Annotated in this window: 9 protein-coding genes and 1 riboswitch; of the genes, 8 read left to right on the top strand and 1 reads right to left on the bottom strand. The window is 50.1% G+C overall.

What is annotated here, in order from left to right; translation table 11 throughout:
• The first annotated feature begins 42 nt into the window (after positions 1 to 42).
• The 7 genes from BZG83_RS03165 to BZG83_RS03135 all read left to right on the top strand — a co-directional run bounded on the left by BZG83_RS03165 (position 43) and on the right by BZG83_RS03135 (position 8,590).
• Positions 43 to 1,047 carry a substrate-binding domain-containing protein gene (locus tag BZG83_RS03165; RefSeq protein ID WP_077479340.1) on the top strand — a complete coding sequence of 335 codons (1,005 nt, stop codon included), beginning with the start codon at positions 43 to 45 and terminating at the stop codon, positions 1,045 to 1,047.
• A 180-nt stretch (positions 1,048 to 1,227) separates the two neighbouring features.
• Positions 1,228 to 1,330, top strand: a riboswitch (cyclic di-GMP riboswitch).
• Positions 1,331 to 1,437: 107 nt separating this feature from the next.
• Positions 1,438 to 2,031: a TfoX/Sxy family DNA transformation protein gene (locus tag BZG83_RS03160; RefSeq protein WP_077479339.1), complete on the top strand. Its 594-nt coding sequence runs from the start codon at positions 1,438 to 1,440 to the stop codon at positions 2,029 to 2,031.
• 284 nt (positions 2,032 to 2,315) lie between these two features.
• Positions 2,316 to 4,451 carry a dihydrolipoyl dehydrogenase gene (lpdA, locus tag BZG83_RS03155; protein ID WP_077479338.1) on the top strand — a complete coding sequence of 712 codons (2,136 nt, stop codon included), beginning with the start codon at positions 2,316 to 2,318 and terminating at the stop codon, positions 4,449 to 4,451.
• A 12-nt stretch (positions 4,452 to 4,463) separates the two neighbouring features.
• Positions 4,464 to 5,618 carry an ABC transporter substrate-binding protein gene (locus tag BZG83_RS03150; RefSeq protein ID WP_077479337.1) on the top strand — a complete coding sequence of 385 codons (1,155 nt, stop codon included), beginning with the start codon at positions 4,464 to 4,466 and terminating at the stop codon, positions 5,616 to 5,618.
• Between the two features lie 12 nt (positions 5,619 to 5,630).
• Positions 5,631 to 7,340: an ABC transporter permease gene (locus BZG83_RS03145; protein WP_077479336.1), complete on the top strand. Its 1,710-nt coding sequence runs from the start codon at positions 5,631 to 5,633 to the stop codon at positions 7,338 to 7,340.
• Positions 7,300 to 7,971, top strand: coding sequence for an ATP-binding cassette domain-containing protein (locus tag BZG83_RS03140; RefSeq protein WP_077479335.1), 672 nt, complete (start codon positions 7,300 to 7,302; stop codon positions 7,969 to 7,971). Before BZG83_RS03145 ends, BZG83_RS03140 begins: the two co-directional genes overlap by 41 nt.
• Positions 7,964 to 8,590: a CDP-alcohol phosphatidyltransferase family protein gene (locus tag BZG83_RS03135; RefSeq protein WP_077479334.1), complete on the top strand. Its 627-nt coding sequence runs from the start codon at positions 7,964 to 7,966 to the stop codon at positions 8,588 to 8,590. Before BZG83_RS03140 ends, BZG83_RS03135 begins: the two co-directional genes overlap by 8 nt.
• Before the next feature lies 1 nt (position 8,591).
• On the opposite strand, the gene punR is transcribed toward BZG83_RS03135, so the two are convergent.
• Entirely contained in the window at positions 8,592 to 9,491 is a 900-nt protein-coding gene (gene punR / locus BZG83_RS03130) for a DNA-binding transcriptional activator PunR (RefSeq protein WP_046073314.1), read from the bottom strand.
• A gap of 106 nt (positions 9,492 to 9,597) precedes the next feature.
• Here punR and punC point away from each other — a divergent pair, with 106 nt between their 5' ends.
• The gene (gene punC, locus BZG83_RS03125) at positions 9,598 to 10,803 is read left to right on the top strand and encodes a purine nucleoside transporter PunC (protein WP_077479333.1); all 1,206 of its coding nucleotides are present in this window, start codon (positions 9,598 to 9,600) and stop codon (positions 10,801 to 10,803) included.
• Positions 10,804 to 10,845: the final 42 nt, after the last annotated feature.

Below are 10,845 nucleotides of genomic sequence, written 5' to 3'. Positions count from 1 at the left end.
GCGAGTAACGATCCCTACGCATTACTACAAAGAAGAATCAAGATGGCAACGATTAAAGATGTCGCGCGTCTCGCCGGTGTATCGACCACGACGGTGTCGCACGTGATAAACAAAACCCGCTTTGTCGCAGAGAAGACGACTGAGAAAGTATGGCAAGCGGTTGAAGAATTGAACTACGCCCCAAGTGCTGTGGCGCGAAGCTTGAAGTGCAATACAACACGTACACTGGGTATGTTGGTGACTAAATCCACCAACCCCTTTTTCGCCGAACTGGTTCACGGTGTGGAAGACTATTGCTATAAGCAAGGCTACACGCTGATTCTCTGCAATACCGAGGGTAACCTTGAAAAGCAACGCGACTACCTGCGTATGTTGTCTGAAAAACGCGTCGACGGACTCATTGTGGTGTGCTCTGACCTCAACGAAGATTTGATGCTGTTATTAGAAAAAAAACGCGATCTGCCTATGGTCGTGATGGATTGGGGCAGTCATCATATCGATACAGACCGTATAGAAGATAACGCTGAATTGGGCGGTTACCTTGCTACCAAACACTTTATTGATAATGGTCATACTAGGATTGGCTGCATTTCTGGCCAAATGGATAAAAATACCTGTAAGCATCGCTTAAACGGTTATTTCCGCGCGTTAAAAGAAGCCAACATTCCAGTAAATGAAAATTGGTTGATTGAGGCAGATTTTGAAGCCGATCAAGCGCAAATTGCAGCGAAGCAATTWGCGACAATGTCAGACCGCCCGACCGCTGTGTTTTGTTTTAATGACATTATGGCATTAGCGGCCATTAGTACATTTAACGAGCACGGCTTGAAAGTGCCAGATGATATATCGGTGATTGGTTACGATAATATTGATCTCACCGAGTATTTCTCGCCACCATTGACAACTATTCACCAGCCCAAACGCCGCCTAGGCAAAACGGCCGTCAAGCTCTTGCTCGCGCGAATTGCCAACAACGAGACTCAACAGCAAGTGTTCGAAATGCAACCTGCACTAGTGAGTCGACAGTCAGTTAAAACACTATCTTAATGTTTTAACGAAATTTTTATGAAGAGCACCGTCAATGCCTTGGCGGTGCTTTTTTACGCGACTACTCTTCCTATAGTGCTTTTACTCTAGTTCATCAATTACACCCACCCTGAACCAAGATCACACTTTGCGTAATAGGAGAGGACGACATCGGTGTCTAATTATTATATGCTTAATAGCGATTGAACAAGGCAAACCATGGCGAAAGCATGGGACGCAAAGCCTCCGGCCTAATGGTAATTTGACATGATGTCAAAATATCAACGGTAGCGGGGTTGCCAACATATCAAAGCTGACAAATTTGATGGCTCGTTGACAATTCTGCGATCTTGCCTTGTTACATTATGACGTCTTTTTTAGGCATTAGTAATTCATCGAGATTTTAATCAAATGGATAAACCAGCTTTAAAGAACGCAATGAAGTTATTTGCCAAATTGGGCAGTATAAAGTCCCGTTCAATGTTTGGTGGGTTTGGTATCTTTTGTGAAGACACCATGTTCGCACTTGTCGTTAACAACACTCTCCATTTACGTGCTGGAAAAGAAAACGAAGCACTATTAAAAAAACAAGGCTTATCACCCTACGTGTATAAAAAGCGGGGCTTTCCCGTTGTGACGAAATATTTTGCGATTCCTGAATACTGGTGGGATGACCAAGATAAACTGCTCACTGAAGCCAAAGAAGCGCTGGATGTCGCGACACGCGATCGTACTTTGAAAAAACAAGCCGCACCGTCTCGTTTAAAAGACTTGCCTAATTTACGGCTCGCGACCGAGCGCATGCTGAAAAAAGCAGGTATTGAGACGCCTGAAAGCTTACAGCAACAAGGTGCCGTCAATGCCTATAAAGCGCTCCTTTCTGCGCATGAAAAAGAGCTAAGCTTGGAGTTACTGTGGTCACTAGAAGGTGCGATTACTGGCAAGCATTGGTCTGTGGTTCCACCCCAACGTCGCCAAGAATTATTACAACATTTAGAAAATTAATTCCTCACAACCCCCATACCTCTCTACCTTTTTTGTGAGCAATGTTCGCGTCCAACACCGCCTTTATGGCGGTGTCGCTTTTTCTGAACGAGCTAAACGCTCAATAAATCATCATTCAAACTAATTTCTGACTAATAGCGAAAGTTTCTTGCGATCGGTCGGGTCTGGTTAAAGGTACGATTAAGGACACAGTTCCTCAATGTAACCGACAAATCAGCCAGTTAATTCAGCTACAGTACCTAAAGTAATAACTGGGACCCATTTACTATCGGACGAGACACAGTATGCCAGTAAAAAAGATATTGCTTGGTTTAGTGGTGGTGGCGCTTGTAACACTTTGGTTCAGTTTAGATCTCAGCCAGTGGCTCACGCTTGAAAACGCCAAAGCACAACAAGTGGCATTGAATGATTACATTATCGAAAACGCGACCATCGCAAGCCTGGTGTTTTTTGTCGGCTATGTGGTGATGACCGCCCTGTCCTTACCGGGTGCGGCAGTGGCCAGTCTATTGGGCGCGGCACTCTTTGGCTTTTGGTGGGCATTAGTGTTGGTCTCCTTTGCCAGCTCGATTGGCGCTACCCTCGCCTTCTTGGTCAGCCGTTTTATGCTACGTGACTGGGTCCAAGCTAAATTTGGCAGTAAGCTCGACACCATTAATCGCGGCATAGAGAAAGACGGTCGCTTGTATCTGTTGACCCTCCGCCTGATCCCGATTTTCCCGTTTTTTCTGATTAACTTGGTGATGGGACTAACCTCGTTCAAAACCCGCACCTTCTATTGGGTTAGCCAGTTAGGGATGCTGCCAGGCACCGCGGTATACGTGAATGCAGGGACCCAACTGGCCCAAATCGACGCACTCGGCGATGTGGTGTCTCCGTCGGTGCTTGGCTCTCTCGCCTTACTGGGTGTCTTCCCACTACTGGCAAAGTGGGTCATGGCTTGGATCACGCGTCGTAAACGCTATCAAGGTTGGAACAAACCCCAACAGTTTGACCGCAATATGGTAGTGATTGGTGCCGGTGCAGGCGGCTTGGTATCGAGTTATATCGCTGCAGTGGTAAAAGCAAAAGTCACGCTGGTTGAAAAAGGTTCGATGGGAGGAGACTGCCTAAACACCGGATGTGTTCCCTCAAAAGCGCTAATACGCGCGGCAAAAACCATGCGAGAAATTGGCAAGGCCAAAACGTTTGGCATTCATACCCAAACGCCAGCTGTTGATTTTTCGGCCGTGATGGCACGGGTTAAACAGGTTATAACCCACATTGAGCCTCACGATTCGGTCGAGCGTTACACCAAACTCGGCGTGGAGTGTGTGCAAGGTGAAGCGCACATCGTTTCGCCATGGGAAGTTGAGGTGAACGGCGAGCGACTGACCACTCGCAACATCGTGATTGCCACAGGCGCACGCCCCATGCTGCCCCCGATTCCCGGTTTGGCTGAGGTCACGCATTACACCTCGGATACGATTTGGTCTCTGGCTGAGCTGCCACCACGGTTGTTGGTTTTAGGCGGTGGCCCCATTGGCGCGGAATTGGCGCAAAGCTTTTCATGCTTAGGCAGCCAAGTGACGCTCGCGGAAATGGCTGACCAACTTCTTAGCCGTGAAGACAAAGATGCCGCACAGCTAGTTGAGCAGGCGTTAGAGCGTGACGGTGTCACGGTTTTAACACAGCACAAAGTCAAAGCATTTGAACACAGTGATAATGAGCAAATCGCGTTACTCGATGGCCCTGACGGTGAGAAGTCTGTCTCATTTGATGCGGTGCTAGTCGCGTTAGGGCGCAGTGCCAACACCAAAGGATTTGGTCTCGAAAAGCTCGATATTCCAGTGACCGAGCGTGGCACTATTCAAATCAACGAGTATCTGCAAACCGTCTATCCGAATATCTATGCGGTAGGTGATGTAGCGGGGCCGTTTCAGCTCACCCACGCCAGTGCCCACCAAGCGTGGTATGCCGCCGTGAATGCACTATTCGGGCAATTTAAACGCTTTCGTGCTGACTATTCAGTAATGCCTTCCGCGACCTATACATCGCCAGAAGTCGCGCGTGTGGGCATCAATGAAAAAGAAGCCAAAGCCAATCAGCAAGAGGTGGAAGTGACCTATTACGGCATTGATGATCTGGATCGCGCGATCGCTGATGGAAATGACCACGGTTTTATTAAGGTACTGACACCGAAAGGAAAAGATACCATTCTGGGGGTGACTATTGTTGGCGAGCATGCAGGCGACTTGCTCGCAGAATTTACTCTCGCCATGCGGCACGGGTTAGGACTGAATAAAATTTTGGGCACCGTCCATCCGTATCCAACCATGAGTGAAGCGGTGAAGTATACCGCTGGAATGTGGAAACAAGCCCATGCACCCGAGAAGCTGCTTAACTGGGTCGAAAAATATCATCGTTGGATGCGTCACTAATTGAAAAGGAAGATGACAATGAAACACTGGATAGCGGCGTTAACATTGGCAATTGCGAGTACTGCCAGTTTTACTGCCTCTGCAAGCGCGGAAAACAACAGTTGGGAAAGTATTGAGCAACAAGCCAAAGGTCAAACTGTTTACTTTAACGCATGGGGCGGCAATCAAGAGATCAATGCTTACCTGCGCTGGGCAAGCCGCGAGTTACAACGCGATTACGGTGTCACCCTGAAACATGTCAAAGTGGCGGATATCGCTGAAACCGTCAATCGCCTGCTTGCCGAAAAGACCGCCGGTAAGGATAGCGGCGGCAGTGTCGATATGGTTTGGATTAACGGCGAAAACTTCAAATCGATGAAGGAAAATGATTTGCTGTACGGCCCTTTTGTCAGCACGCTCCCCAATTGGCAAATTGTCGATAAAAGCTTACCGGTTGAAGAAGACTTCACGGAGCCTACAGACGGCCTCGAAGCACCCTGGGGGGTGGGACAGCTGGTGTTTATCCATGATCAGAAAACCTTGGCCAACCCACCTCGCTCTTTCGCCGAACTGTTAAGTTTGGCTAAAGCATTCCCTGGCCGTATTAGTTACCCCAAACCCCCTGAGTTTCACGGCACCAGTTTTCTGAAAGCGGCGTTACTCGAGCTCACGGACAGCCGCGAGGCACTTTACTTGCCGGTTGATGAGGTGGATTTTGACGCCGTGACCGCACCATTGTGGCGCTATCTCGACCAACTGCACCAAGTCTCTTGGCGCGAAGGCGCGCAGTTCCCATCGGGTAGTGCTGAAACTATCCAATTGTTGGACGATGGTGAGCTTCTCGTCGCGATAGCGTTTAACCCCAATGCAGCAAAAGCGGCGGTGGCCTCTGGAAAACTTGCCCCATCAGCGCGTGCGTTTGCCTTTGACCAAGGCGCGCTGTCTAACATTCACTTTATGGCGATTCCATACAACGCCAATGCCAAAGCCGGTGCCATGGTCGCCATCAACTTCTTAATGAGCGAAAAGGCACAGCTGCGCAAAGCCGATACCCAAGTATGGGGCGATCCACCCGTCGTGAAGCTGCCTGACACCGCCGAAGTTAGCCGCTTTAACACCCAACCCGAGCCACACCCAAGCTGGCAAACCGCGCTTGAGCGCGCTTGGCTGAAACGCTACGGCCAATAGAAAGAGGTTGATATGGCACGTTTGCTGTTTGCCATTACCCTAACGGTGTGCTGCCTACCCTTGTTGCCAGGGGTGGGCGGCTTATTCGCGACCGCCTTTGCATTCTTACCCACACTAGGGCTGACAGAGGCTAACTTTAGCGGCTGGCAAGCTGTCATGGCATGGCCGGGGCTATCACAATCTATTCAGCTAACGCTCATCTCGGGGTTAGGCAGTAGCCTGCTCGCGGTGGCACTTAGCTTTATGATTTTACAGGCTACTTGGCACACGCCTATTTGGCAAAAGATCAGTGCACGCTTGCCTGCGCTACTGGCATTACCACACGTCGCGTTTGCGATTGGTCTGGTTTTGCTGCTATCCCCGTCGGGTTGGCTATTTCGCCTGTTAACTCCCCTTCTCGGCGATCAACCCGTGACTTGGGCGCTGGTACAAGACCCTTATGTTATTGGGCTCACCTTGGCGCTGACGCTAAAAGAAACTCCGTTTTTACTATTGATGAGTCTATCGGTGCTGCGTCAAATTGATGTGTCTAGACTGACGATGGTATCAACCAGTCTCGGGTATAACCGCACCRCAACCTGGTTAAAAGTCATTCTTCCGCTTTGGCTGGCCAAAATGCGTTTCCCGATTTTTGCCGTCATCGCCTACAGCCTGTCAGTGGTTGATGTGGCGATGATCCTTGGGCCGAATACGCCGCCTACCTATGCGGTATTGGTATGGCAGTGGTTTAATGACCCGGATTTAGCACTATTTCCCAGAGCATCAGCCGGTGCCCTGCTGTTATTTGTTCTGTGTGGCTTAGCCTTATTGCTATTTCGCTTTTTGGCGTGGCTTGGTTGCCAATGTCTCAATCGCTGGCAATACACGGGCCGCCGCCACGCATGGTTACCCGGCAAATCACTCTGGTGGCCGGTGTTTATCACTCCCCTTGCAATTATGCCTGTGTTGCTGATGTGGTCATTCGCGCTGCGCTGGTCATTTCCCGATTGGCTACCCAGCCGATATAGCTTACGGTTTTGGGAGCAAGAGCTTAGCTATGTGTGGTCATTGGCGGGGAACAGTATTGTTCTGGCGGTGATCAGCGCCAGTGTCGCCTTGCTATTTGCCATCGGATGTCTGGAACGGTCAGTCAATCAGCAACGCTCAGTGCCGAGAGCGATCATCGCTATTCCATTATTGGTTCCTCAACTCTCTATCTTGTTCGGTATTCAGGTGGCGGTGTATAGCCTTCCCGGCCAGTGGCACGTGCCGGCAACCCTTTGGGCTCACATTTTTTTCGCGTTTCCTTATGTGTACCTCGCACTCGATGGGCCGTGGCAGCAATTTGATATGCGTCTTATGCAAACCGCCAGAAGCCTCGGTGTCAGCGCCACGCTTGCATGGTGGCGAGTGAAACTGCCACTCCTTTTGCCCGCCATTATTTTGGCGTGGGCGGTCGGCGCGAGTGTCAGTTTGGCACAATACCTACCCACACAATTGCTGGGCGCGGGACGCATTAATACCCTGACCACAGAGGCGGTTAGCTTATCGAGCGGCCTCGATCGCCGTATCAGTGGCCTGTATGGGCTGATGCAAGCGATGCTTCCTCTCATTGTTTTCGCCTTAGCCACTGTGCTGAGCCGCGTGGCTGAACGCCGTCTTTTACCTACATCAACACCAACTATCTCAGGAGCTGAACACCATGACACTGTGTGTCAACCAACTCACCATAAACGCGCCTGATCAATGCTTGGTGCGTGATTTGTCATTCTCGGTCGCCCCGGGAGAAATACTCACCGTAATGGGTCCCAGTGGCTGCGGAAAATCGAGCCTGCTGAGCGTATTGGCAGGACACATTCAACCGCCCATGCATTACAGCGGCCAACTAACCTTAAATGGTGAACCCTTTGATCACTTGCCGCCGGAGCAGCGCCGTATCGGGATTCTGTTTCAAGATGATTTACTGTTTCCACATTTAAATGTGTGGCAAAACTTGGCGTTTGCGTTGCCATCCTCGATGAACAAAGTACAAAAACGTGATCAAGCTATCGCAACATTAGGGTCTGTCAATTTAGCGGAGTTTGCCGATTATGCCCCCAGCCAGCTCTCCGGCGGGCAGCGCGCGCGGATCAGTGTGTTGCGTGCATTACTCGCCGCGCCCGATGCTATCTTGCTTGATGAACCCTTTAGTAAGCTGGATAAGCCGCTACGACGGGATTTTCGGGCCTTTGTGTTTGAGCAAATTGCGCAGCGAAACATTCCTGCGTTGATTGTGACGCATGATGCCGAGGATATTGCGGATCAGAGCCGCTGTTTAAATTGGCCGGCTCGCCCGACTGACTCCGCACCGCAAGAGGAGATGCAAAATGCTTGATCGTTACGCCATCACGGTGATCCGCTGGCCATTGAAGCAGGCAGCGGTGCGGCTTACAAAATGGGAGCTAAAACCCGATACCGTCACGCTCTCAGGCTTTTTGATTGGCTTGCTGGCCGTGCCCGCTCTCGCGCTGCAAATGTATTGGCTGGCGCTTGTGTTTATTATCATCAACCGACTTTTTGATGGCCTTGATGGTGCGCTCGCCCGCGAGCAAGGGCTCACGGACGCGGGGGGCTTTTTAGATATTACCCTCGATTTTATCTTCTACGCGGCCATTCCTTTTGGCTTTGCCCTAGCCGATCCGGCCAATAACGCCATCGCCGCCAGTTTTTTGCTGTTTTGCTTTATGGGGACTGGCGCAAGTTTTTTAGCGTTTGCAATTATGGCCAGCAAACACCAGATTGATAACCCGGTTTACGCCAATAAGTCGATGTATTACATCGGCGGGATCACCGAAGGAACGGAGACCATCGCGAGTTTTGTGTTAATGTGCCTTTTCCCAACATACATGGCGTGGATTGCCGGCATCTTTGGCGCAGCCTGTTTAATTACCGCAGCAACACGAGTCTGGGCGGGGTACCAAACGTTGCGTACGCTCGATACGCCCTCCTCCTAGCTTATAGCCACTGGTGCTGCAGCTGCTCTTTATCGCCTAAGTAATCTAGCAGCCAGCGCACCGGTGGTGATTCTTTATCCGAGCGCCATGCAATGCAGCACGGACTACTTAATAGCGGCTCTTCAAGCGCAAGCTCCACCAGCTCTCCTCTCGCAATCGCATCTTCTGCCATGTGTGAAGGCATCACACCAATGCCTAACCCTGCCTTAAAACATTGCATGGCACTGTGCCAATTCGGTACCGTGAGGCGGCGCTGATTATCCAATAGCCAAGTGGTACGGCGCGGTAAGCGGCGCGAGGTGTCTTCCAAACAGATAGCTGGATACGGCGCGAGCTGATCATTAGCCAGTGGCTGGGCACACTGGACGAGTGGATGCGAGGGGCTCACCACAAACCGCCAACGCAGGGTGCCCATTTCCCGATAGCGAAACGCCCCGCTCACTGGCACGGCAGCCGTGGCACCAATCGCAATATCGGCTCTATCATCCGCCAACGCATCCCATACGCCGTTAAACACTTCCATGGTTAGTAACAGCTCGACATCAGGAAACGCATCGTAGAAATCCCGCACCAGCGTATTGACGCTATCTTCGCGCACGACGTTGTCCAGCGCTAACGCGACACTTTGTGTCCAACCATTGGCCACACGTTGTGTTTGCTGGCGAATAGTTTCCATGTTCTTAATCATCTCACGCGATTGAGAGACAAAAAACTCTCCCGCCGCCGTCAACCGAACCTGACGATGAAGCCGCTCAAACAGGGTAACCGCCAGTTTGTCTTCAATCTGGCGCACCGTGTAGCTCACCGCACTCGGCACTTTGTGCAACTCGTCGGCCGCCGCGGAAAAGCTTCCTCGCCGTGCGACCACGTCAATCACTTGAAAATCTTGGTAAGAAAACATTCAAATCAATTTTTTTGAAAGCAATGTTCAAATCATAGCGTTTCACAGCATAGATTGTTAGTCATAAACTGCTTGTTACACTAATCTTTGCATCAAGAGATAAAAAATGAACAAACAAGTGCCGTTTATCACTCTGTTCTGGCTAGCAGGGTTAAGTATGCTGGGCTTTTTAGCCACTGATATGTATCTGCCCGCTTTTGAAGCCATGCAAGTCGATTTTGCTACATCGTCCGCAAATATTGGGTTAACCTTAAGTATATTTTTGCTTGGTATGGCTTGCGGTCAACTGGTTTATGGTCCGCTGTCCGACCGCGTTGGCCGTAAGCCTGCGCTATTGATCGGCTTGCTTCTTTATATTGTCGCGACTGTCGTATGCCTTTTTGCGAGTAATATTTATCTGCTACTCGGTGCACGTCTTGTTCAAGCATTGGGCGCATGTAGCGCGATTGTGATTTGGCAAGCGGTGGTCATTGATCGCTATGAGGGTAAACTGGGTCAGAAAGTGTTCGCCACTATCATGCCATTAGTTGCCTTATCTCCAGCTCTAGCACCATTATTAGGTGCCTACTTGCTCCAGCATTTTGATTGGCGCAGTATTTTTGTGGTTTTATTTGTACTAGGACTTGTTTTCGTTGCTCTTACTCTACGTGAAAAAGAAAGCTTAGCTAAGCCAGTACAAGAYACTAAAATTATTGATAAACTTAAGRGTGACTACCARCAAGTTTTTAAATCAAAAAARTTCAYCGGWAATATGCTCATTTTCGCGGGTTGTTCCGCAGCATTTTTTGCCTATCTGACAGGGTCACCGTTCGTGATGTCCGCCATGGGTTATACCGAAGCGGATATTGGTCTGAGCTATATTCCACAAACCATTGCTTTTGTCGTCGGTGGTTATGCCTGTCGTCATGCCCTCAACAAGCTTAAAGATCACAGTATCTTGCCTTGGCTGCTTAAGCTGTTTGTCATCAGTGTCGTGGTTATCTTTTTGATCAGCTGGCGTACCGATGTCACCAACATCTGGGCAATTTTAGGTCCGTTTTGTTTCCTCGCGGCGGCGAACGGCGCCATTTACCCACTGGTCGTCAATCGCGCATTGGAAGATTTCAAATCCTGTAGCGCGACCGCTGCGGGGCTGCTGAACTTCTTGCAAATGATGATCTGCTTCTTGGCGAGCGCCGTGGTGTCTGCGTTTGCGGCCTCCGGCTTGATCGCCGTCACCACCGTCATGCTATCAACCTGCGCGGTGGTCATTATTGGCTTTGGCTTGGTCTGGCATGCAAACCGTCAAGCGCAAACGCTAGCAGCCGCGTAATACCACTGATTTTAGAGACTAAAAAGGCGTCTTTCGGGACGC

Source organism: Salinivibrio sp. PR919, from assembly GCF_001995355.1.
GTDB classification, from domain to species: domain Bacteria; phylum Pseudomonadota; class Gammaproteobacteria; order Enterobacterales; family Vibrionaceae; genus Salinivibrio; species Salinivibrio proteolyticus.
The sequence above is the reverse complement of the archived record's forward strand: the minus strand, read 5'-3'. Positions and strand labels throughout refer to the sequence as shown.